The following is a 22,464-nucleotide window of genomic DNA, read 5'->3' on the forward strand; positions in this document are numbered from 1 at the left end:
GGTGCTACTTCCTGAGGAAGGCCAGTAACGCTTCGTTGACCTCAGCACCGTGCGTCCACAACAGACCGTGGGGAGCGCCCTCGATCTCCTGGTAGTCGGCGCTGGGCAGTGCCTTCTTGAAGCGCCGCCCTGTGACGTCGATGGGGAGGATGTTGTCCGCGGTGCCGTGAACGATCAAAGCCGGAACATCGATCTTGGGGATGTCCGCGCGGAAGTCCGTCAGCCAGGTGGGCTGTGCAGCCACGGACGCGAAGGCGCCCGCCTGGCTTGCGAGGTTCCAGCTGGCGTCCACGGATTCCTGGCTGAGGCGTTCTGTTCCAAGGAAGGTGTCGCTGTTGTAGAAGTTCTTGAAGAAGTCGGTAAAGAAGGCGTAGCGGTCTGCCTTGGCAGCCTCATACAGCCCATCGAAGACATCCTGCGGAACGCCGTCCGGGTTGTCATCGGTCTTCAGCATGAACGGCTCCAAGGAACCAAGGAAGACGGCTTTCGCCACCCGGGCGGAACCGTACGTGCTGATGTAGCGTGCAACCTCGCCGGTGCCCATGGAGAAGCCAACCAGCACGGCATCGTTCAGGTCCAGGGTTTCCAGGAGGACCTTCAGATCAGCGGCAAAGGTGTCGTAGTCGTAGCCGACCGTGGGCTTGCTGGACTTGCCAAAGCCGCGGCGGTCATAGGTAATGACGCGGTAGCCGGCGTCGAGCAAGGCTGCTGTCTGCTTCTCCCACGATGAACCATCCAGCGGGTAGCCGTGGATGAGGACCACCGCCTGCCCCGTGCCATGGTCCTCGTAGTAGAGCTCGATCTCGGTGCTGTTTTCGTTTCCTACAGTGATGTAAGCCAAAACTTCGGTCCCTTCATAGCGGTTCTGAGGTGGAACGGTTCCAGCCTAGTGGCCGCTGCGGGCCGGGTCATCCGCAGACTGGTGTTCCCACCACCACCATCCACGGACACTGGTTGCCGCCGGCTGGACGATGGATTCTTGGATCACCGCCGATGACGATCCTAGGAACATCCATGCCACTTGCCCTACGCCCCAGCATCGAGAATTACCCGTCCATCGACGAACTTCTGGGCGACGGTCGGGGTCGGTTCTTCAGCCACGGCTACAAGACCACCAACCCGAATCTCCGGGACCTCCGCGTGAACCATACTGTCTCCGAATCCACGCTCACTGCCCGCGCCGCTCTTGGCGTTGAAGGTACGTGGTCCATCAAGGGGAACTCGGAGCAAACCCCACACCTTGGCACCACGGATGTCCTTGTTTTGACTGCCAGGATGGCAGAGGCTTTGTTGGCCAGCCGGTATTCTCCCGAACTGCTGCCTGCCGCCTATCTGGCGTCGGTGACCATCTCGGGTGGCAGCGAGCCTGTGGAAGGCACCCTGGGCGATCTCGAATGCCGGGCGACGCTGCAGGACCTGGGACACGCTTCGGTCCTTCGCTGCTCTGTTGCGTCCATGACCGCGGTACTGGAAGTGGCCCATGAGCACGCCGAGCTCGGGCTCGCGTCAGTGCAATCGCCGTCCGAGGAAGCTCTGGTGGGTGACGCCAGCACCCGTCTCTACGGTGGCCTGTGGGCAGAACGGCAGGTTTCGCTGCTGGACGTCGTTCTGGATCCCGGTGAAGGAACGGCCCGCGCGCAGCTCTCGTTCCACCAGCAGACCCCACTATCCCGAGGCCTCGATGACCGCCGCGGGCTGGAGGCCGCCTACCCGCAGGCACTATCCGCCGTCGAGTACTTTGTTGCCTCGCTGCAGCTGGGGCAGGTTCTCCTGTACCGGCTCGATTCCATGAACCGCGCGGACAGCAACACCTTGTGGATGCGCAAAACCCGCATCACACTCAACGGCTCCTGCCCGAAGAATGGGGGCGGGCAGGAGACTGGCCTTGCAGTGGAGCTGCAGAAGAGCCGGTCGATCCAAAAGGACGGCGGATGGTGGCGCCTCGCTGATGTCGTAGGAACGTTCGACGGCGGCGAAGTAGTTTGCAGCGTTGCCCACCGATTGCCGTCCCATGTTGCGGCAGCAAGTGCTTCCGTGGGGGATAAGAAATGAGTGCGGCATCCGCCGTTGTCCGGGGACTGGGCGGAGCACTACCTAGGAAAGTGGTCACCAACGAGCACCTGTCTGCTGTCATGGACACCTCGGACGAATGGATCAGGCGCAGGACAGGCATCGCCGAACGCCGCCACTCCGACGAAACGGAAAGCACCAGCGTCCTGGCCACCATGGCGGGCCGGCGCGCCCTGGCCAGTGCCGGCGTCGATTCGGCCGGGCTCTTGATTGTGGCCACCTCGACGCCGGACAAGGTCTGCCCGGCCACCGCACCCAAGGTGGCGGCGAATCTGGGTTTGAAGGGCATCGCTGCATTCGACGTTTCCGCGGTCTGCTCCGGATTTGTCTATGCCCTGACCACGGCCACCTGGGCTATCCGTTCGGGATCCGTGGACTCGGCACTCGTAATCGGCGCGGACACCTTTACCCGCCTGCTCGATCCGACGGACCGGACCACCTCGGTGATCTTCGGGGACGGAGCGGGCGCAGCCTACCTGTCTGCTGGAACAGCAGAGGAACCCGGAGCCATCAAGGCCTCAACGCTGCACTCCGATGGCGAAGGCGAAACGCTTATCCACGTGCCGGAAGGTCCCGGTTCATTTTTTGAGATGCAGGGCAAGGAGGTGTTCACGCAGGCAGTCGCAGCGATGTCCGATTCTGTGGAAACAGTGCTCGCAAGTGCTGGTTGGGCTGCCGGCGATGTGGACTCCTTGATTGCCCACCAAGCGAACCTCCGGATCCTGAACACCGTTGCTTCGGTGACCGGCATTCCGGCATCCAAGGCGGAGGTCCACTTGGACAGGGTGGGCAATACCTCAGCCGCATCCATCCCGTTGGCCATGACCGACGCTGGAACCAAAGGCCACAGGAGTCCTGGCGACAAGGTGGTCCTGACTGCCTTTGGCGGAGGGACCACCTGGGGAGCCATTGCCATGACATGGCCATCGATCTCGGTTGTCGACCCGCACTAGGGCCGGACACCGATTCCTGCAGGCCGGGGGTGCCGTGCAGGACCACCGTGGCGCCGGCTAACCCGGGCCACTTGTAAAAGGGGGAAGCAAATGGAAATTACAGCTATGGACGTCGTTGGGGCGATTGGGTCCACCATGGACGAGCTCGGCCACATGGGACCGGACGACTCGTTCGCCGACCTTGACATCGATTCACTGTCGCTTGTTGAAGCCGCCGTGATCCTTAGCAACAAATTCGGTGTTCGCGTGGACGAATTCGAGCTCACCGAGGCAGGCAGCGCCCGCGCCGCAGCCAGCATGGTCACGGAAAAGCTGGCCCTGCAGCCCGCCATCTAGTCACACCATTACAAGTAGACGCAGAGACCACAAAGTAAGGACACCATGGCCAATCCGGCGATTGCAGTTGTTTATTATTCAGGCTCGGGCCACACCAAGGTCCTGGCGGACGCAGTGGTTTCCGCTGCCGCCGCCACCGGAGCCACAACGGCTCTCCTGCGCGTGGATGAGCTGACCCAGGAATCCTGGGATTTCATCGATCAGGCAGACGCCATCATTTTCGGCGCCCCTACCTATATGGGCACGGCGCCATCGGCCTTTCATGCGTTCGCCGAGAAGACCGCAGGCCGATGGGCCGTGCAGAAGTGGCACAACAAGCTGGGGGCAGGCTTTACCAATGCCGCTTGCAAGGCCGGTGACAAGAACTCCACGCTGGACTATTTCTCCACTTTCGCAGCCCAGCACGGCATGAACTGGATCAACCTGGGCCTGCTTCCGGGATGGAAGAGCACCAAGGGCAGCGAAAACGATCTCAACCGCTTCGGTTACTTCAACGGCGCCGCGGCCCAAACCTTCTCGGACGTCGGCGTGGAAGGCGTCCACCCCGCAGACATTGCCACCGCCCAGCACCTTGGCAGGCGGGTTGCTGAGATCACCGCCATTTTCACCACGGGCAAGATCGCGATGGACAGGGAACTCGTCAGCGCGGGCGCCTGAAAAGCGGATCCACGCTCCGTAAAAGGCCTGGCGACACCCACGTTTGGGTGTCGCCAGGCTTTTTTCCATGGCAACGGCAGGGCTGACTTTCACACACTGGCCTTGAGGGACAGCGTCCTTCGCACGATTTCCTTTACGTCAGGGTTGCTGAGGTGGAACAGGTGGCCGCCGACGGTAACATCAAGGAGCCTGGGCTCCTGTGCACACCACTCCACCCAGCGGCGGGACTCTGACGCGGGAACAACGGGATCGTCCGAGCTGAAGAGAACCGTGGCCGGTACCGTGAGCTGCATGTTTGCAGGCCGGCCAGGGTACTGCGCCAACAATTCCAGGTCCTCCAACAAGACCTCCTGGGCCCGCTCGGACAGGGCTTGCCCGCTGACAGCGGCCGCCGCGACAGCACCGACGTCGTGCCTTCCCGACGGCGGTCGCGCGGCGGCGAGGAAAACATGCGCAAGGCGTCCGGTGTCCTGAAGCAGCAGCGCAATCTCGAAAGCAAGAACAGCACCCATGCTGTGCCCGTAAAGAGCGAGCTGCGGAGACGGTGACGTGCCTATCCGTTCGGCGAGTGACTCGGCAGCGGCAGCAATAGACGGAAAGTTCCTGCCCCTGTAGCTGAATTTGGTGACCTGGACGTCAGCGAAACGCCAGCCCGCGAAACTCGCCGTGGTTCCGCCCGCATGATGCAGGCAAAACAAATGCACAGTATTAGTTGAAAGTGAGCCGGTGGCGGTCGTGCTCCATGCGGGAGGCCGCGACGTCATCCATGTGTTCCTCGGCCCATTCCTTCATCTCGAAGATGATCCGCAGCAGGGAACGGCCGCGTGGAGTCAGTTCGTAGTCCGTCCGCACGGGTACGGAAACAGTCACATGCCGCAACACCAGGCCGTCACGTTCCAGTGAGCGCAGCGTGGAGGTCAGCATTTTCTGGCTCGCTCCGGGTATGCGCTTGCGGAGATCGCTATGGCGTTGCTGCCCGTCTTCCAGAGCCAGCATCACCAGCGTGACCCACTTGCTGCTGATGGCCTCCAACAGTTGCCGGGCCGGGCAAAGGTCCAGGGAAGCGTTGTAGTGCTTCCGGGCCGTCTGGCGTTTCTGTTCAGCCGTGAGAGTCATATCCCCAATACTTTCCCCATCAAATGGACTGTTGTCCTCAGCATACTTGGGGGCAATGACAGTGACGTAAACGCTGAAACCTAACCGGCAACCACGGCAGGCTGAGGCATCGTGGTGACCAGCAGCGACTGGCCAGCCAAAGCCATGAACTGCAGATCCGAGCTATGGTCGCCATACGCGAAGCTCGCGCTGAGGTCCACGCCATGTTCAGCGGCATGGGTCAGGACCGCCTGGGCTTTGGCTTCGCCCACCAGGGCTCCCTCAATTTCCCCTGTGTAGCTATCTCCGGCAAGGAGTGGACGTGTACACAGCAGCTCTAGGTTCGGCCACCGCAGTCGAACATGTAGCAAAGCAGGTTCGAACGACGCCGTGACCGCCACGAGTCGCCGGCCCGCCGCAGCGTGATCGTCCAAGAGAGAAGCAACCGGTTCGAGGAAGGACCAGTCGTCGGGTGACCCGGCCTGGACATCGGCCCAGCGCTCGCCGAGTTCCTGGACGTCGCCCACGCGGCGGCCCCGCCACCAGCTGAAGTACCGGGCGTTCGTCACGGATCTTGGTACGCCGTTCCTGGCTGCGGCCCGCAGGCCCTCAAGGAACTCCTCCGCTTCGGCTTTGCGGGAGTTGCCGGCATCGAAGCGGAGGAACTCGAAGATGGTGTTGTAAGCGGTGACGGTGCCGTCGATGTCGGTGTACACGGCCTGGGACGTGCCGCTGCTGTGGCCCGCTATGGGGCTTCCGGATTCTTCCACAGGAAGAATCCTAGGGACTCCACCAACATTTGGAAGCCTTCCCGGGGAGGGCACTTTGAGGTGCCCTAGGCACAAAAAAGTGCGTTCTTACGCTCTGATGCGATGTCCGTGAGGATCGAATACGGGGCACAAAGCGTCCCCGAAGCAAAGCCTCGAAAGGAAGCCAATGCCTACCATCCTCCACATCAACGCCTCCCCGCGATACGCCAACAGCGACTCCCTGCGGTTGGCCCGGCACTTCATCGATTCCGTCCAGGCTGCCGGTCCGGAGAGCTTTGAACTGGAGACCCTGAACTTGTTCGACGACGGTGCGTTGCCTGTTTTCGGTCGGATCGCGGCCGCTGCAAAGATGGCCGTTTTCACCGGCCAGGACCAGACTCCTGAGCAGGTTGCTGCTTGGGAATCCGCCCGCGCTGTGTTCGACCAGTTCGCTGCAGCCGATGCCTACGTCTTCAACATCCCCATGTGGAACTCGGGTGTCCCCTACGTGCTGAAGCAGTGGATCGACATCATCACCCAGCCCGGTTGGAGCTTCGGCTTTGACCCGGAGCAGGGTTATCGCGGCCTCATGGAAGGCAAGCAGGCCCTCGCGATCCACACCAGCGGTGTCTACGCCCCGGGTGTTCCGGCCGCTTTCGGCTCCGACTTCAGCAGCACCTTCTTCGCCGACTGGCTTAACTTTGTGGGCATCGAGGACGCAACCCACGTCCGCTTCGCTCCCACCGTCCTCAACGGCGACGTCGATGGCACCCGCCAGGTTGCAGAAGCGGACCTGAGCGACGCTGCAATCGAGTTCGCCGGCAAGCTCAGCGCCGCGGGTACTCTCCAGCTCGTCAACGACTAGGAGCTCCCTGTGCGCATCGGCATTTCGGGTACCTATTCCTCGGGCAAGACGTTTACGTCGATGGCCTTGTCCCACTACACGGGGTTGCCCCGCACCAAGGCAAGGACCATGCGCGAAATCCTGCCTGAGGCCGCACCTGGCAAGACCCTCGAGGAATGCACTGCGGCGGAGCTCATCCAGATGATCGTGACCCGTCATGTGGAGCGTGCCGTGTACGAGGACAAGCTCTCCGATGGATTCATCTCGGACGGTTCCTCGCTGCAAGAATGGATCTACGGGTCCGTCCGGGTTTCCTTGGGACTGAACCCCAGTGCCTCAGCGCACCTGGCGGCGGGGGAGAGCGTGGAGAAGACTCCGGAACTCGCATTCTTCGAAGAGGTGATGACCAGCCTGGGCAACAGCTTCAAGAGGCACGTCAAGAACTCCTTCGATGTGTTCGTGCACCTGAAGAACGAGCTTCCGCTCTCTGCTGATGGACACCGCCCGGTCAACGATCAATTCCGGAACATGTCGGATGAGATCCTGCAGCGCACCATGGACGAGTTGGGCATCCCCTTCCACGTTGTGTCAGGTTCCGTGGAGGAACGCCTCCAGAAGATTGCTTCCCTGTTCAACCTCCAGCCGCGCATGAGCCCCGAGGATGCTACACGCCTGGCAGCCGAGGAATACGCACAGTTGGACGTGCGCTCCGAACGGGAGCGGGTCCTGCAGTAATCGGCTCCTGCAGTAACAAGGAAACATCCGCTTGGATCCTGCTCACCGGTTCGTCCGGCCGACCCCGCGTCACCGCGAGGTTCGGCCGGACGCTCGTCTTTTACTGGAGACCCCATTGCCTACCGACCAGCCTCTTTCCTATCAAGCCCGCTCCAACCACGCCCGCCTTGGCGAGTTCTTCCGCACCCGCCGCGAGCAGACCCGTCCCCAGGATGTCGGGTTACCAGTCAGCCCACGACGCCGGACTCCCGGACTCAGGCGCGAAGAGGTGGCCGTCCTGGCCAATGTTGGCGTCTCCTGGTACACGTGGCTGGAGCAAGGGCGGGCCATTGGCGCCTCGGAGGAAATCCTCGATGCTATTTCGAACGCACTGCGGCTTAGCCCTGAGGATCGGACGTATGTCCGGCGGCTCGCGTCCGGGCGTCGTTCGGGCCTCTCCGGCAACATGGACAGCGCGGCCGGCGGTCCGGCCTTGGGACAGGCCACCGGTCACACCTTCGGCGTAGGCGATGCCCAGCTCGCTCTGCTGCAGCAACTGGTGGATGCCATGGCGAATCCCAGCTATGTCGCTGACCCTTTCTGGAGCGTCGTGGCCATGAATTCCACGGCCGCGGAAACCTTTGATACCCGCGTGGGTGAAAGCTGCCTCCAACGCTTCTTCACGGATCCCGAGCTCGCCCGGCCCCACGTGCACAAGGAGATGATGGCCCGCTCCATGGTGGCGCAGTTCCGTGCGCAATCAGCCAAGTTCCCAGACGATCACCGCTTCGATGCCATGGCACGGCACCTTTGCGAGGTATCGGAGGCTTTCAAGGAGTTGTGGCAACGCCAAGTGGTAAGCGATTCGTACCATGTGGATGTCGTATACGACCACCCAGCTGTGGGCCGCCTCAGTTTCGCTCCCATGGTTTTGGGCGTCCCCCAGTTCCCTGCGCTTCGCTTTTTCACGTACCTGCCCAAGAGTGGAACCGGGACCCAGTCAGCCCTGCTGGGACTGGGTAGGAAAGCAGTCGTATGACCTCTAGTTGCCCACAGCAACCAGACGTAAACTGGCCTTCGGTTCACTACCTTGGTTCGGAGTCCCCATGCTTTGGAAGGTTCTCGTTCGGTTCCTGAAGCCGCACCAGCGGTTGCTCGTTGCCGTCGTCGTTTTTCAATTGGCGCAGTCCATAGCGTCGCTGTACCTCCCTACGCTAAACGCGGACATCATCGATAACGGCGTTGCCACGGGCGATACAGATTACATCCTGCGCATGGGTGGCCTCATGTTGCTGATCACGCTGTTGCAGATCGCCTGTGCTGTGGTGGCCGTATATTTCGGTGCGAAGGCAGCCATGGGAATGGGTCGCGACCTGCGGGATGCCATCTTTGCCAGGGTGGGCGAGTTCTCCGAGCAGGAAGTCACCAAATTCGGGGCGCCGTCCTTGATCACACGGTCCACCAACGACGTCCAGCAGGTGCAGCAACTGGTCCTCATGTCCTGCACGCTCATGGTTGCGGCGCCCATGCTGAGCATCGGCGGCGTCATCATGGCAGTGCGGCAGGACGCCCAACTGTCCTGGCTGATCGCGGTCTGCGTTCCGGTATTGCTGGTGGCCGTCGGGTTGATCGTGACCCGGATGGTGCCGCTGTTCCGCAAAATGCAGGTCCGGATCGACGCCGTCAACCGTGTCCTGCGGGAGCAACTCACCGGCATCCGCGTGGTCCGGGCATTCGTGCGTGAGGACATGGAGACTTCCCGGTTCGGCAGGGCGAACGACGACGTCACTGACGTAGCGCTGCGGGCCGGCCGTTTAATGGCGCTCATGTTCCCGGTGGTCATGTTGGTGATGAACATTTCCAGTGTGGCGGTGATCTGGTTCGGCTCCTTCCGGATCGAGGACGGTTCCATGCAGGTGGGCACGCTGATCGCCTTCCTCAGCTACCTCATGCAGATCCTCATGTCCGTCATGATGGCCACGTTCATGGCCGTGATGATCCCGCGCGCGTCCGTTTCTGCCGACAGGATCGGGGAGGTGCTGGAGACCGCCTCAAGTGTCCAGCCGCCGTCGAATCCCGTTACCGGTGGCATTCGCCGTGGCGAACTCGAAATGCGCGACGTCGAATTCGCCTACCCGGGTGCCGAGCAGCCGGTGCTCAGCGGCGTCACCTTCACCGCCCTGGCCGGCCAGACCACGGCAATCATTGGCAGCACGGGTGCCGGGAAGACCACCTTGGTCAACCTCATGCCGCGACTGTTCGACGCCACTGCGGGAGCGGTCCGGATGGACGGCGTGGACATCCGCGACCTGCATCCGGACCTGTTGTGGGGCCACATCGGCCTGGTGCCGCAACGGCCATATCTGTTCTCCGGCACTGTTCGCAGCAACCTTCAATACGGCAAACCCGACGCCAGCGACGACGAACTGTGGCAGGCCCTCTCAGTGGCCCAGGCGCGGGACTTTGTTGAAGAGATGGAAGGTGGATTGGATGCACCCATCTCCCAGGGCGGCACCAACGTTTCCGGTGGGCAACGGCAACGCCTGGCCATTGCGCGGGCACTGGTGAAACAGCCGGAGCTCTACATTTTCGACGATTCATTCTCGTCGCTGGACACCGCTACCGACGCCCGCCTGCGGCAAGCCCTGAAACACCACACCAACGGTGCCACGCTGGTGATCATCGCCCAGCGCGTCTCCAGCATCGCGGACGCGGACCAGATATTAGTGCTCGACGACGGCAGGATCGTTGGGCAGGGAACGCATGACGAGCTGTTGGAGATTTCCGAAACGTACAGGGAAATCGTGTCCTCCCAGCTAGCGGCGGAGGAGGCGGCATGAGCGCCATGACAGCTGGTCAACGCGGGCCGCAGCGCCCACCGATGGGGCCCGGACGTGGTGGTCCTTTCGCTGGAATGAGCATTCCGGCGGAGAAGGCCTCCAACTTCGGTGCCTCGGCCCGGCGGCTCCTGGGCACGTTGCGGCCTGAGCGGTTCTGGCTGACGCTGGTTCTGGTTTTCGCGGTGTTCAGTGTGACCTTGTCCGTCATCGGGCCCAGGCTGCTCGGCGAAGGAACCAACCTCATCTTTGCCGGCGTCGTGTCCAAACAACTGCCCGCAGGGGTTTCCAAAGCCCAAGTGGTTGCTGGCCTGCGCGCCGCCGGCGAGAACAACAAAGCCGACATGCTGAGCGCCATGAACCTGACACCCGGCGTCGGCATCGACTTCGGTGCCCTTTCCTCCGTGCTGCTCTGGGTGCTGGCGCTGTATGTCCTGGCCTCAGCGTTCGGTTGGATGCAGGCGTACGTGCTCAACGGCGTCGTCCAGCGGACCGTGTATCGCCTCCGCGAGCGGATCGAAGCGAAAATCCATCGGCTTCCCTTGCGGTATTTCGATTCCATCCAGCGTGGTGAGCTGCTCAGCCGGGTGACGAACGACGTCGACAATATCTCCCAAAGCCTGCAGCAATCCATTAGCCAGGTGGTGTCCTCGCTGCTGACCGTGCTGGGCGTGCTCGTGATGATGTTCCTGCTCTCGCCCCTGCTGGCCATCATCGCGTTGGTCACCATACCGCTCACCTTGGGAACCACCCTGGTGATTGCCAAGCGCTCGCAGAAACTGTTCGTCGCGCAATGGAAAAACACCGGGGAGCTCAACGGGCAGATTGAGGAAACGTACACCGGTCACGCACTCGTGAAGGTCTTCGGCCGGCAAAACGAAGTCCAAGCGAAGTTCCGCGCCAAGAACAGTGAGCTGTACCAGGCAAGCTTCGGGGCACAGTTCGTGAGCGGGCTGATCATGCCGGCCATGACGTTCATCGGAAACCTGGTGTACGTGGGCATCGCTGTGGTGGGCGGTCTGCAAGTGGCGTCTGGAGCGATGCAATTGGGTGACGTGCAGGCCTTCATCCAATACTCACGGCAATTCACCATGCCCTTGGCGCAACTGGGATCCATGGCCAACATGCTCCAATCCGGCGTTGCCTCGGCCGAACGCGTGTTCGACCTCCTGGATGAGGAAGAAGAATCCCCGGAACCTGTTTCCAGCGAGGCCAGGGGCGCAGCACGTGGGCGGCTCGTGTTCGAGAATGTGTCCTTCCGGTACCTGCCCGACAAACCACTTATTACGGACCTCAGCCTGGTGGCCGAGCCCGGTCAAAGCATTGCAATCGTTGGGCCAACAGGTGCCGGCAAGACCACCCTGGTGAACCTCATGATGCGCTTCTACGAGCTGGACGCAGGGCGCATAACCCTCGACGGCGTGGACATCGCGACCATGTCACGGCAGGAACTGCGCTCGCGGATGGGCATGGTCCTGCAGGATACGTGGCTGTTCGGCGGGACCATCCGCGACAACATCGCCTATGGTCGGCCCACCGCTTCCGAACCCGAGATCCTTGAAGCTGCCCAGGCCACCTACGTGGACCGGTTCGTCCGCTCCCTTCCCGAGGGCTACGACACCGTGCTAGACGACGAAGGCGGCAACGTCTCTGCCGGTGAGAAGCAGCTGCTCACCATCGCCCGCGCCTTCTTGTCCCGCCCGTCTGTGCTGATCCTCGATGAAGCTACCAGCTCGGTGGATACCCGTACCGAGGTTCTGGTGCAGAAAGCGATGAATGCGCTGCGCTCGGACCGCACCAGCTTCGTCATCGCACACCGGCTCTCCACAATCCGCGACGCCGATCTCATCCTGGTCATGGAATCCGGGCAGATCGTGGAACAGGGGACACACGCTGAGCTGCTTGCTACGGGCGGGGCGTACTCACGGCTCTACGAGGCGCAGTTTGCGGCGCCGGCGGCTGAAGAGGTGTGAGCCTTCGGTTTTGGGCTGTTGCTTCCTGACCTTGTTTGGCGTGCCGGCGGGCGTTTTTCAACCTGACGGGGTTGTATTTGGGCTTCCTGCCTTCCAAAGAGGGTCGGGAAGTCACGCTTAGGGTAGCCGCGAGGGCCGCAGCACCGTTGCCTCGCCCGCCCGGGAAGGGTCCAGCGGCACGGCACTCACCAATACAGCCGGCCCCCGGTTCAGCAATCCTCCGGAGATCACCTGGCAACGCACCCCGCCCCTGCCGCGCATTGCTCTGTGGGCACCGGGTGCCAGCATCTGGTCCATCCAGGCGCACGGGTGGGCGGGCCTCCCTGCCTTCAGGCACACGGAACCCCCGCCGGACTCCAGAGTGAACTCATGCCCCAGCAAGGGAGCCAACTCGGCCCCACGGAGCACAACATTTCGCCGCGTTAGCAAGGGATCGAACGGCTCCGCATCCAGTTCCGAGGCAATCGACTCGAGCGCCTCCACCGCGAACAAGGTCACCGCCGCATCCACGTGCGCGGCTTTGCCGAAGAACCTGTCACCCACGATGCCCTTGCCGGCCACAAGTTCTGCCTGTTCCGCATCGGTGGTTGGAACGTCCGCGGCGCCTTCCCGCGCACGGCCAAAATAGGCGTGCGCCGGCGAAACCAGGAGATGCAGCACCTCGACGTCGTACCTGTACTCAGGGGTCATTATTCAACGCTAATGCCTCTACGCTTCGAACGGCAGCTCCTTATGCCGTACGCCACAGCGCTAACGCCGCCCCCGACGATACAGTGGCACGGTGAACTTTGCCGTGGCTTCTGATGGCGCTGAACTCGCCTGGACGTCCGAAGGCGACGGCGAACCAATGCTGTTGATTGCCGGCCAAGCGACCGCCATGGACGGTTGGGGCCCGACGGCGAAGCTTCTGTCCCGCTCCTACCGCGTCATCCGCTTCGATCACCGGGGCATTGGCCGCAGCAGCAAGGGTGACGCCGCGCGTTACACTACCAGGCTGATGGCGGGGGATGCTGCCGAGGTTCTCAAGGCGGCGGGCGTTGATTTAGCACACGTGTACGGCCACTCCATGGGCGGACGTGTGGCGCAGTGGTTGGCCATTGACTACCCGGAGAAAGTACGGACGCTGGTCTTGGCCGCCACTAGTGGAGGCAAGTGGCCAGGTGAGGGTACGGAGGCCGACAAGGTTGCCATGCAGGCCCTCGTCAGCGGGGATAGGAACCGCTTGGTACCGCTCTTCTTTGATGAGGACTGGGCTCACAACAATCCAGAGGCCACGCACACGTTCTTCACTTCCCACGCTTCCGCTTGGGCCAAGGCGCGGCATTTCAAGGCCAGTCGTGAGCACGATGCATGGAGCCGGCTCGGCGATATCAATGCCCCAACTCTGATAATTCATGGCACCGAGGATGCCCTTACGCCGTTACCCAACGCCGTCCTGCTCCGTGAGCACATCCGCCGTTCGGTGCTTGTAAAGGTTCCCGGCGCGGGACATGGCCTGCACCTGGACCACCCGGAGACCATTGACTGGATTCGGCAGTTCGTTACCAAAAAGGGCGCCTAATTCCCACCCGGCCGGAGGTTCTAAAGGTCTTTCCCGCTTAGGTGCCGGACCAAAGCGTCCACAATGGGCAGTTGTCCTTTGACGAGCTTGGTCCGGGCTGTGGCTTCTTCAAACCAACGGGCATCGTCTATCTCCGGAAATTCTTTGATGGCGCCCGAACCCTTGGGCCATTCCATGGGAAAGGTGTTGCTGACAATCTCATCGGGCTGGAAGGAATCCGCTTCTGCAACGAAGGCAGTGATGAGTTTGCCGGAGGGCTGTTTGAAAACCCCCAGGAGCTCGTAGGCGCCAGATGGCGGTGGAGTCCCGATTTCCTCGGTGAATTCGCGGCGGGCAGCAATCAGTGGGTCTTCGTCCTCAAGGAATTCACCCTTGGGAATTGACCATGCGTGCTCGTCCTTATGCGCCCAAAAAGGTCCACCCATGTGGGCAATCCAAAGTTCCAACTCTCCAGTGGAACCTTGCCGGTAAAGCAGGATTCCAGCGCTGCGAATCGTGATGTGACCTCCCCACGTCATAATTTGAACGCGAAATGAACGGACAAAGCCAAGATTACTCCCGGGCAGGCCACCGTTATCCAATTGATGGCATATCGCCCATTTTGGTTCTTCAATTCCCTTCCTAAGGACCCACGTCTACTTGATAATCGAGGAACTGCACGTTCCTCGTGGGGGTGGAACGTCTTTGCGGTCGTCGGTTTTTGCCGGCGACGAGTCTGGGCGCATCAATGGAGGCACGGCTATGGCATGGTCAAGAGGGCTCATTCCGCATGGGCGAATTAAAGCAGCAGGTTTGGCCGTCGTGTTGGCGGTGGGTTTCTCAATGCTCACTGGAGCAGGCTCATCACAGGCGGCCGATACAACTCCCATGGCCGAGGATCCTGGCCCTGTGGGCAGCTTCGCCTGGAAGGGTTTCAACTGGCAGAAGCGCTTCTGGGGTGGGGCCCCGATGTACAACGCGAGCTGGGACGCCAACAACGTGAGCAACCCGGACGCCAACGGGTACGTCAAACTGTCCATCACCAACCCAACCGGCTCGGCTCCCAAGGGTGCAGAGTTCCAGTCCACGCGTGAGGGATTCGGCTACGGAACGTACAGCACCACTGTGGAAAAGGACGTGAGCGCGCTACAGAAGGAAGTAGTCTGGGGTTGCCTCTTCACCTATGACCCGGCGGCCGAACCTGGTTACACGGAGATCGACCTCTGTGAGGCGTCCGCTTGGGGAGGCGGAGCTGCCTATGGCCAGAACTGGCCTGTCACCCAAGGCCATGGCTATTGGTTTGACGCCACACTGCCTCCTGGGCAGGGCAACAACACTGTCACGTTCGGTGTCACCAACGCCCCGATCCTCACACACCGGATGGTCTGGGAACCGGGCAAGCTCACCTTCGAGACGTTTGCCGGCGAAGGCTATGGAGGAACGTTACTGAAGCGGACGGTCCTGCAGGGCTCAACAGTTCCACTTCCGGCCAAGGAACAGATCCACTTCAACCTCTGGGTTACCGGAGGTGGTGGCGGTGATGCTGCCCATGTGGCACCTGAATCCGTCACCATCCGTGATTTCTCATTTGTCCCGGGCATCCCGTTGACGGCCCCAACACCCACTATCACCGGAACGGCGGCAGTTGGATCAACACTGACTGCCAATCCAGGCGCGTGGACCACCGGAATTGCATTGACTTATCAGTGGTTCAAGAACGGCACGGCAATCGCTGGCGCAACGGCCGCCACGCGGGTCCTTGCAGCCGCGGATCAGGGTGCCACGCTGACCGTCAGGGTTACAGGCACCAAAGCCGGCTACGCAACTACCACCAAGGAATCGGCGCCCACAGCTGCCGTGGTGGCCGGTACGCTGCTTGCACCTACTCCCACGATCACGGGCACTCTCACTGTTGGTTCCACGCTGACGGTCAACCCAGGGACGTGGACCTCGGGCACCACTCTGACGTACCAGTGGTACCGCTCCGGTGTGGCGATCACCGGGGCAACAGCCAAGACCTACGTTCTAGTGGGCGCCGACCAAGGCGACACCATGCGGGTGCGGGTTACAGGAACGAAGGCCGGGTACACGTCGGTATCCAAGTATTCCGCCAACACGGCACTCGTAAGTTAAGGGAACGGTGGGTTAAGACAACAAACCCGCGGTTGTGTCGCGCTGGGGGCGTGATCCGACACAACTGCGGGTTTGCTGGGCGTGCTGGTTTCTCTTAAGCGCTAGTTAGCCTGCGCGCGGACCGGGACGATCCTCTTGATGGCCAGGCCAAGGGCCAACATCGCGAAAGCGGCCAGTGCGAACCAGAAGAGGTCCCCGGCGCCGGTCATGGCAAGAGTGCCGGAGCCGGCCCCTCCTACGATTGCTGCGCCTACGGATCCTGCTGGGTTGTTGTACATGAGTCGTTTACCAAACTTTCTTTCTGTTGAATGCGGCGTCCAGGTAGGCCTTGGCATGGACTGCCTGGAGGAAAACGTCGATGACGGTTTCGTACATGGTTGCGGCAAGCAACATGTACCTCCAGCCCCGGAAACGCAGGGTTACTATGCGTTCCAGGACGAAGATGCAGGTGACGGCGAGCCAGAATGGGTGGAGATTCAGCCCCATTCCAGTGGTCAGGGCAAAAACGATGGATCCGAGATAGGCCAGGGTCACCAGGACGCCGAGCATGGAGAGGAACTGACGTCCCCAGTAGGCCCTGGTTACTTTGGTCCACCCGTACTGCACGCAGTTCTCCACGGCTCCGCGCTTCCAGCGGAGCCGCTGGGACCATAGTTCCCGCCACGTGGGCATGACTTCGGTGACCAGCGTGCAGTTTGATGGAGAAGCTATGCGGTATCCGAGGGTGAGGAGTGCGAAGGACAATTCGTTGTCTTCGGTCAGCACCGAGGTATCGTAGACGCCGCCCTCGCCGTTTCCGGGAGGAAGCGTACCGTTCAATCGTGCTGCGACGACGTCCCCAAGGGTTTTAATGCGGAATAGCGCGGCAGTCCCGGTGACTACCAGGCATCTGCCATGGAGGCGCTTAACATCCCGCGCGTAGCGGGCGTACTCATTTCGCTGCAGGTGACCTACGAATCCGCCTCCGGGTCCACCGCTGAACACTCCGCCCACGGCGCCCAGCAGTTCGTCCTTGAGGAGGTTGCTGGTGGCATTTTCGATGAAGTCCGGGGCCAGCTGCGAATCGGCGTCCTGCACCAGAACCAGGTCTTCGGGATCCGCTCCGGGAAGAAGCCGCCCCAGGGCGAAGTTCAGGGCACCGGCCTTCTTATCCTTGTTGCCAACTGTGCGGAAGACTTCGACGCCCTGGGCCAAAGCGAGTTGTTCAGTATCGTCAGTGCAGTTATCGGCCACCACGATCACACGATCCGGACGTTTGGTCTGGATGTTCAGCGAGATAAGCGTTTCGGTAATGCCAGCGGATTCGTTGTGTGCCGGGACCAGAACCGTGACCACACCACCGGGGGCGCGGTGGGATCCTCGTGGTGGAGCAGTTGTCTCTGAATTGACGCCCCTTTGCATGCTGGGATCCCTCCGTTCGAACCTTGAAGTGGTGTTTCACTTAGAGTTCCAACGCAAACGCAAGAAACCTGCGCGCAAAGCATCAAGGAAGTCTCAAGGTTTGATCAGGAGTTCCCTGACGGCGTCACGACGCAGAAAACGCAAGAGGACGACGCCGGGAGGTCCCGGCGTCGTCCTCTTGCGTTGAGTTTGAGCTGCTTAGCGGCTCAGGCTAACGGTGAAGGTTTTCGGTCCGCTGAGCGTTACTGCGATGCCGCAGTTTTCTGCAGCGGCGCGGGGGGAAAGATCCCGGATGGCGGCGTCGATGGTGTGGTCGATTGCCGACTTGTCCCAGATTTTCAGCGTGATGGAGTCAGTATGTGTCGTCATTGTCAGTACTTTCACTCAGGCCGTTAACAGCCCCAAGCTTCTTCGCAGGGGCCGCATCCTCGTCGGTGAGGATTGCTGATTCAGCTTGTATGGGAACGAATTCCCTCATTCATGGTTCATGCTGCCCACCGCGATTGACAAGCTAATCCGGCCAAGTGTGACCGATTACACGTTGGACGTTACTCCGTGTAACCCGTGCTGACGCTCTGCTCGCGCCAATGATCCACCTCGGCCCGCTGGGCTTCCTCCACCGCACCGTAAGCGTAGGCGGCATCTGCACCCAGCAGCAGGAAGGCGGGCGTCTCGGCTGCTTCGACGGCGGCGATGATCACCTCTGCTGCTTTGCCCGGGTCGCCGGGCTGAGTGCCGTGCATGGTGTCATTTTCCTTGCGGCGCTTGCCGGCCGTCTCGGCGTAGTCCTCAATTGCCTGCGCCGACTGGGTGAGCGAACGCCCGGCAAAGTCGGTACGGAACGCACCGGGCTCTACCACTGTCACGGAGATCCCCAAAGGCTTCAGTTCCTTCTGCAACGAGCCGGACAGGCCCTCCAGCGCAGCCTTCGACGCTGAGTAATACCCGGAACCGGGCGGGCAGATCCGGGCGCCGATGGAGGAAATATTCACGATCGCACCGGATCGGCGGGAGCGCATGCCTGGCAGGACGGCCTTGATCATGGCGACCGGACCAAAAACGTTGGTGTCGAACAGCGCCCGGACGTCGCCGTCGTCGCCTTCTTCAATGGCTGCGCGGTAACCGTAACCGGCATTGTTGACCAGGACGTCCACCGCGCCAAACCGGTCCTCGGCCTGTTGCACGGCGGCGTCTACCTGCGACTGTTCGGTGACATCCAGGGCCAAGGCAAGGGCCGTCGTCGGAAATTCAGTGGTTAGATCCTGCAGTTTGGAGACGTCGCGCGCGGTGACGACGGCCTTATCGCCCCGCGCTAGCACGGCTTGGGCCAGCGCGCGGCCGAGTCCGGTGGAGCAGCCAGTGATGAGCCAGGTAGTCATGATGTTCCTTTCGAGGGTGGACCACTCCATTGGAACGCTACTCCTTGCTGCTGTGGGAGTGCCGCTGTTTCGGGGTACCCGCAGTGCCTCCCACATCGTGATGCATATGAAGGGCGTATGGCCTTGACCATCTTCGAAGCTCGACGGCCTCAAAAACAACTCCAATCCGTTGGATTCGGTGCCTGTGGGCGGCAAAGAAGGTCAGGAACCAGCGGAGTCCTGGACAATTCAAGTTCTGTCAAACTCTTGACTGATCTGTTTTTTCACTGGTAAACCTTTAGGCGGAAAGCGTTTTCTCACCCCACTTCAATTAGGAAGACAGGCGCTTTGTCAGTGAGTGAAACGTTCCAAAATCTAGGGCGGCAGATCCACTGTCGCCCAACATCAAAGGAGATGTCCTTGGTTTACCCCATGAAGTGTTCCTTTCGCAGTGCCAGTGCCCGTCGGGCGGTCCCACTGGCGGCCTCGGCTTCCCTGGTCGCGGCAGCTATCGCCTTGACCGGAGTCCCGTTGGCGCAAGCAGCTCCCGCCCAAGCAACCCCTGCCCAAGCCGACGTGTCGACGCAAGCCGGCCTCCCCGGCGTCGTGCCTGCCGAAAAGGCCACCCAGACGCTTAAGCGGCAGGTCGAAAACCTGGACCGCGCACCTGTTGCGGTCTTGACCGACCAAGGCGTAACCGTGAGCTGGCGCATGCTCGGCCTGGACGCGGACAGCATCGGTTTCCAGGTGCTGCGTGACGGCGTTAATATCACCGAGGAGCCCATCCGGAACGCCACCATGTTTGTGGATCCGGACGGAACGGCGGCGTCCCGCTACGTCATCAAGACGGTAGGAAATGGCCAACGTCAGGACAAGTTGACTGAAGCGGTCACGCCGCTGGCGCAGAACTACCTGGCCATCAAGCTCGATAAGCCCGCCGACGGCGTGACTCCGGACGGCAAGGCCTACACGTACTCGGCCAACGATGCAACGGTGGCCGATCTCGACGGCGACGGCAAGTATGAGGTCATCCAGACGTGGGCGCCGTCCAACGCCAAGGACAACTCGCAGTCCGGCTACACAGGCAACGTTTACGTCGACGCCTACAAGCTGGACGGCACCAAGCTGTGGCGCATCGACCTCGGACGCAACATCCGCGCCGGCGCCCACTACACACAGGTGCTGGCCTACGATTTCGATGGCGACGGCAAGGCCGAGGTCTCGTTCAAAACAGCAGACGGCACCCGCGACGCGGCCGGCACCGTGATCGGAAACGCCGACGCCGACTTCCGCAACAGCGCTGGATATGTTCTGTCCGGTCCGGAATTCCTGACGGTCTTCAGGGGTGAGACGGGAACCACCATGGATACGGTCGCTTACGAGCCTGAGCGCGGCACTGTTTCCAGCTGGGGCGACAACTACGGCAACCGCGTGGACCGGTTCCTTGCTGGCGTGGCGTATCTCGACGGCGAACACCCCTCCATGATGTTTAGCCGCGGCTACTACACCCGCACTGTCCTGGTGACGTACGACCTTGTGGCTGGGAAGCTTGTGAAACGGTGGACCTTCGATTCCAACCTGGCCGGTGACGAGTACAAGGGGCAGGGCAACCACAACCTCTCCGTGGCTGACGTGGACCAGGATGGCAAGGATGAGTTCGTCTTTGGCTCCATGACCATCGATGACAACGGTCAGCCGCTCTACAACACCAAACTGGGTCACGGCGATGCGATCCATACCGGCGACCTTGATCCCTCGCGCCCCGGACTGGAGACATTCGCAGTCCACGAGAGCATGAGCCAGAGCGGAAACCGGGGTGCCACCTTCCGTGACGCTGCCACGGGTGAAGTCCTCTGGAGCATCCCGGCCATCAAGGACACTGGACGGGGTGCGGCTGGAGATATCGATCCCCGCTATGCCGGTGCCGAGGGCTGGGCGATCGGCGGCACCGCTGCATGGGATTCACCCGTGGGCCAGTTGATGTCCGCCAAGGGAGAGCTGATCGCGGAGAAGATTCCTGCCGCGAACTTCCTGGCTTGGTGGGATGGCGATCTCCTCAGGGAGATTGTGGACCACGACTACGACGCAACGGTATCCCGTGGCGTTCCCACCATCTCTAAATGGAATTGGGAAACCGAGCAGAGCGACCGACTGCTGACGGCTGACGGCGCCCGCAGCAACAACACCACGAAGGGAAACCCGTCCATCCAGGCGGACATCCTGGGAGACTGGCGTGAAGAGATCGCCTGGCCGTCCACGGACAGCACCGAACTGCGCATCTACACCACCACGGCTCCAACTGAGGTCCGCTTGCGGACGTTGATGCACGACACCGTGTACCGCACTGCCGTTGCCCGGGAAAACGTGGCGTACAACCAGCCGCCGCACCCGAGCTTCTACATCGGCGAGGGTATGCAGACTCCGGCGTTGCCCGCCGTCGTCTATTCCGGCCAGAAGTAGCGGCGCGAATTCAGAGGAGCGTCGCCTTAACAGGAGTGCCGCCCGGATCGTGGTGATCCGGGCGGCACTGGCTGTTTGTTTCGTGTGGGTGGCTACTACCGCTGGCCGGGCAGTCCTCCCATTGGTGGGATGTAGCCCGGGCCGAAGCCCTTATCGTCCTTCCGTTCCTCGGCACTGTGCGTATCGCTGTCCGCGGTCTCGTCGGAATCGCCGTCCAGATCTGCCAGGCCATTGGTCTGATCGAAAGGGTGCGTAATGGGGTCTACGATCGGGACGTCGCCGGGCTTATCAGTGCCAGCCGCGGATGGTGTACCGCTTGTGGTCGTGGTCGCCGTGGTGCTCGTTGTCGCCGTCGTGCCCATGGCAGCATCCCGTTCGGGCGCCTTGTGCTCGATGTATTCCTTGAACTTCTTCAAGTCTGACTCCGCCTGCCTTTCAACCACATGCAATTTGTCGCCGAGGAATTCAAGGACGCCGTGCGGTTCGTATTCCAGGGACAGATGCAAGGAGGTCTGGCTTGGCCCGGCTTCCTTGAAGTCCACCCAGCCGGCATTCTTGGCACCTTCCACAGCGGCCCATGCCACAGCCCGATCCATGTCCTGCTGAACGATCTTCGCTTCCCAGCGGCGATGGACGCCAGCGATTTCGGCTACCCATTCCAGGCGATCATCGCTCAGGCGCGTCACGCGTTCCACCCCACCCATGAAACGGGGGAACTCCTCGAACTGCGTCCACTGTCTGTAGGCCATACTCACCGGAACGTTGACCATGATGGTTTTGTCGACTTTCGTGGTCACGATGTCCTCCTCTGACTCGCTACCGTATTTGTCAGCATACTTACAGTATCGAGCTTTGAGCGTGGTCACCAGAGGTTCCCGATAGCTTGTTGTTGTCGTCGCTTCCTGACCCTCTTTGGGCGGCTGGGGGAGAGAATTCAGCCCCTTTGGGTTACATTCTGCTGCTTTCGGCGGCAAAGAAGGTCAGGACCCAACAGGACTTACGACGCCGGGACCTCCTCACCGGGCCCTCGAGGCAGCCCTCCTTGGGCGGCCGTGGCTTCCTGACCCTCTTTGGGCGGCTGGGGGAGAGAATTCAGCCCCTTTGGGTTACATTCTGCTGCTTTCGGCGGCAAAGAAGGTCAGGAGCCAACAGGACTTACGACGCCGGGCCCCCTCGCCGGGCCCTCCAGGCAGCCCTCCTTGGGCGGCCGCGGCTTCCTGACCCTCTTTGGGCGGCTGGGAGAGAGGATTCAACCCCTTTGGGTTACTTTCCGCTAGCCGCGGCGGCGAAGAAGGTCAGGACCCAACAGGAATTACGACGCCGGGCCCCCCTCGCCGGGCCCTC

Annotated in this window: 23 protein-coding genes; 12 read left to right on the top strand and 11 right to left on the bottom strand. The window is 61.5% G+C overall.

The window, feature by feature from the left end; translation table 11 throughout:
- Window positions 1-4: 4 nt before the first annotated feature.
- A complete protein-coding gene (locus ACFX4T_RS20375) occupies window positions 5-841 on the bottom strand; it encodes an alpha/beta fold hydrolase (RefSeq protein ID WP_377653727.1) in 837 nt (278 codons plus the stop codon).
- A gap of 173 nt (window positions 842-1,014) precedes the next feature.
- Here ACFX4T_RS20375 and ACFX4T_RS20380 point away from each other — a divergent pair, with 173 nt between their 5' ends.
- The 4 genes from ACFX4T_RS20380 to ACFX4T_RS20395 all read left to right on the top strand — a co-directional run bounded on the left by ACFX4T_RS20380 (window position 1,015) and on the right by ACFX4T_RS20395 (window position 4,016).
- Window positions 1,015-2,052 carry an AvrD family protein gene (locus ACFX4T_RS20380; RefSeq protein ID WP_377653729.1) on the top strand — a complete coding sequence of 346 codons (1,038 nt, stop codon included), beginning with the start codon at window positions 1,015-1,017 and terminating at the stop codon, window positions 2,050-2,052.
- Window positions 2,049-3,023: a beta-ketoacyl-ACP synthase III gene (locus ACFX4T_RS20385; protein ID WP_377653731.1), complete on the top strand. Its 975-nt coding sequence runs from the start codon at window positions 2,049-2,051 to the stop codon at window positions 3,021-3,023. Before ACFX4T_RS20380 ends, ACFX4T_RS20385 begins: the two co-directional genes overlap by 4 nt.
- Window positions 3,024-3,113: 90 nt before the next feature.
- Window positions 3,114-3,359: an acyl carrier protein gene (locus tag ACFX4T_RS20390; RefSeq protein ID WP_223946904.1), complete on the top strand. Its 246-nt coding sequence runs from the start codon at window positions 3,114-3,116 to the stop codon at window positions 3,357-3,359.
- A 45-nt stretch (window positions 3,360-3,404) separates the two neighbouring features.
- Window positions 3,405-4,016, top strand: a complete 612-nt coding sequence (locus ACFX4T_RS20395; RefSeq protein ID WP_216926515.1) for a flavodoxin family protein — start codon at window positions 3,405-3,407, stop codon at window positions 4,014-4,016.
- An 89-nt stretch (window positions 4,017-4,105) separates the two neighbouring features.
- On the opposite strand, the gene ACFX4T_RS20400 is transcribed toward ACFX4T_RS20395, so the two are convergent.
- From ACFX4T_RS20400 to ACFX4T_RS20410, 3 genes are all read right to left on the bottom strand, one after another.
- Window positions 4,106-4,720 (bottom strand): thioesterase II family protein, encoded by a 615-nt coding sequence (locus ACFX4T_RS20400; RefSeq protein WP_377653734.1) that lies wholly within the window; start codon window positions 4,718-4,720, stop codon window positions 4,106-4,108.
- A 4-nt stretch (window positions 4,721-4,724) separates the two neighbouring features.
- Window positions 4,725-5,132, bottom strand: coding sequence for a helix-turn-helix domain-containing protein (locus ACFX4T_RS20405; protein WP_216926513.1), 408 nt, complete (start codon window positions 5,130-5,132; stop codon window positions 4,725-4,727).
- A gap of 80 nt (window positions 5,133-5,212) precedes the next feature.
- Entirely contained in the window at window positions 5,213-5,881 is a 669-nt protein-coding gene (locus ACFX4T_RS20410) for an HAD family hydrolase (protein WP_377653736.1), read from the bottom strand.
- A 166-nt stretch (window positions 5,882-6,047) separates the two neighbouring features.
- Here ACFX4T_RS20410 and ACFX4T_RS20415 point away from each other — a divergent pair, with 166 nt between their 5' ends.
- The 5 genes from ACFX4T_RS20415 (at window position 6,048) to ACFX4T_RS20435 (ending at window position 12,228) form a co-directional block, all read left to right on the top strand.
- Window positions 6,048-6,725, top strand: a complete 678-nt coding sequence (locus tag ACFX4T_RS20415) for an FMN-dependent NADH-azoreductase (RefSeq protein ID WP_216926511.1) — start codon at window positions 6,048-6,050, stop codon at window positions 6,723-6,725.
- 9 nt (window positions 6,726-6,734) lie between these two features.
- Window positions 6,735-7,439, top strand: a complete 705-nt coding sequence (locus ACFX4T_RS20420) for an AAA family ATPase (protein WP_377653738.1) — start codon at window positions 6,735-6,737, stop codon at window positions 7,437-7,439.
- A 115-nt stretch (window positions 7,440-7,554) separates the two neighbouring features.
- Window positions 7,555-8,457, top strand: coding sequence for a helix-turn-helix transcriptional regulator (locus ACFX4T_RS20425; RefSeq protein WP_377653740.1), 903 nt, complete (start codon window positions 7,555-7,557; stop codon window positions 8,455-8,457).
- A 67-nt stretch (window positions 8,458-8,524) separates the two neighbouring features.
- Window positions 8,525-10,258 (top strand): ABC transporter ATP-binding protein, encoded by a 1,734-nt coding sequence (locus tag ACFX4T_RS20430; RefSeq protein ID WP_216926508.1) that lies wholly within the window; start codon window positions 8,525-8,527, stop codon window positions 10,256-10,258.
- Complete coding sequence (locus ACFX4T_RS20435) at window positions 10,255-12,228, top strand: ABC transporter ATP-binding protein (protein WP_377653743.1); 1,974 nt, start codon at window positions 10,255-10,257, stop codon at window positions 12,226-12,228. Before ACFX4T_RS20430 ends, ACFX4T_RS20435 begins: the two co-directional genes overlap by 4 nt.
- Before the next feature lie 117 nt (window positions 12,229-12,345).
- Here the strand turns inward: ACFX4T_RS20435 and ACFX4T_RS20440 are convergent, their stop codons facing one another.
- Window positions 12,346-12,918 carry an MOSC domain-containing protein gene (locus ACFX4T_RS20440; RefSeq protein ID WP_377653745.1) on the bottom strand — a complete coding sequence of 191 codons (573 nt, stop codon included), beginning with the start codon at window positions 12,916-12,918 and terminating at the stop codon, window positions 12,346-12,348.
- Between the two features lie 91 nt (window positions 12,919-13,009).
- On the opposite strand from ACFX4T_RS20440, the gene ACFX4T_RS20445 reads away from it, so the two are divergent.
- Window positions 13,010-13,789, top strand: a complete 780-nt coding sequence (locus ACFX4T_RS20445; RefSeq protein WP_377653747.1) for an alpha/beta fold hydrolase — start codon at window positions 13,010-13,012, stop codon at window positions 13,787-13,789.
- A 20-nt stretch (window positions 13,790-13,809) separates the two neighbouring features.
- Here ACFX4T_RS20445 and ACFX4T_RS20450 read toward each other — a convergent pair whose 3' ends face one another.
- A complete protein-coding gene (locus ACFX4T_RS20450) occupies window positions 13,810-14,289 on the bottom strand; it encodes an NUDIX domain-containing protein (protein WP_377653794.1) in 480 nt (159 codons plus the stop codon).
- Window positions 14,290-14,530: 241 nt separating this feature from the next.
- Here ACFX4T_RS20450 and ACFX4T_RS20455 point away from each other — a divergent pair, with 241 nt between their 5' ends.
- Window positions 14,531-15,901: a hypothetical protein gene (locus ACFX4T_RS20455; RefSeq protein WP_377653749.1), complete on the top strand. Its 1,371-nt coding sequence runs from the start codon at window positions 14,531-14,533 to the stop codon at window positions 15,899-15,901.
- Between the two features lie 101 nt (window positions 15,902-16,002).
- Here ACFX4T_RS20455 and ACFX4T_RS20460 read toward each other — a convergent pair whose 3' ends face one another.
- The 4 genes from ACFX4T_RS20460 to ACFX4T_RS20475 form a co-directional block, all read right to left on the bottom strand.
- Window positions 16,003-16,179: a hypothetical protein gene (locus ACFX4T_RS20460; protein ID WP_377653751.1), complete on the bottom strand. Its 177-nt coding sequence runs from the start codon at window positions 16,177-16,179 to the stop codon at window positions 16,003-16,005.
- Window positions 16,180-16,186: 7 nt separating this feature from the next.
- Window positions 16,187-17,302 carry a glycosyltransferase gene (locus tag ACFX4T_RS20465; protein ID WP_377653753.1) on the bottom strand — a complete coding sequence of 372 codons (1,116 nt, stop codon included), beginning with the start codon at window positions 17,300-17,302 and terminating at the stop codon, window positions 16,187-16,189.
- A 198-nt stretch (window positions 17,303-17,500) separates the two neighbouring features.
- Entirely contained in the window at window positions 17,501-17,671 is a 171-nt protein-coding gene (locus ACFX4T_RS20470; RefSeq protein ID WP_216926503.1) for a hypothetical protein, read from the bottom strand.
- A 179-nt stretch (window positions 17,672-17,850) separates the two neighbouring features.
- Window positions 17,851-18,681, bottom strand: a complete 831-nt coding sequence (locus ACFX4T_RS20475; protein WP_377653755.1) for an oxidoreductase — start codon at window positions 18,679-18,681, stop codon at window positions 17,851-17,853.
- Window positions 18,682-19,092: 411 nt separating this feature from the next.
- On the opposite strand from ACFX4T_RS20475, the gene ACFX4T_RS20480 reads away from it, so the two are divergent.
- The gene (locus tag ACFX4T_RS20480; RefSeq protein ID WP_377653757.1) at window positions 19,093-21,120 is read left to right on the top strand and encodes a rhamnogalacturonan lyase; all 2,028 of its coding nucleotides are present in this window, start codon (window positions 19,093-19,095) and stop codon (window positions 21,118-21,120) included.
- Between the two features lie 95 nt (window positions 21,121-21,215).
- Here ACFX4T_RS20480 and ACFX4T_RS20485 read toward each other — a convergent pair whose 3' ends face one another.
- Window positions 21,216-21,917 (bottom strand): SRPBCC family protein, encoded by a 702-nt coding sequence (locus ACFX4T_RS20485; protein ID WP_377653759.1) that lies wholly within the window; start codon window positions 21,915-21,917, stop codon window positions 21,216-21,218.
- Between the last annotated feature and the right edge of the window lie 547 nt (window positions 21,918-22,464).

The sequence above is a fragment of the Paenarthrobacter sp. YIM B13468 genome (genome assembly GCF_042788025.1).
GTDB classification, from domain to species: domain Bacteria; phylum Actinomycetota; class Actinomycetes; order Actinomycetales; family Micrococcaceae; genus Arthrobacter; species Arthrobacter aromaticivorans.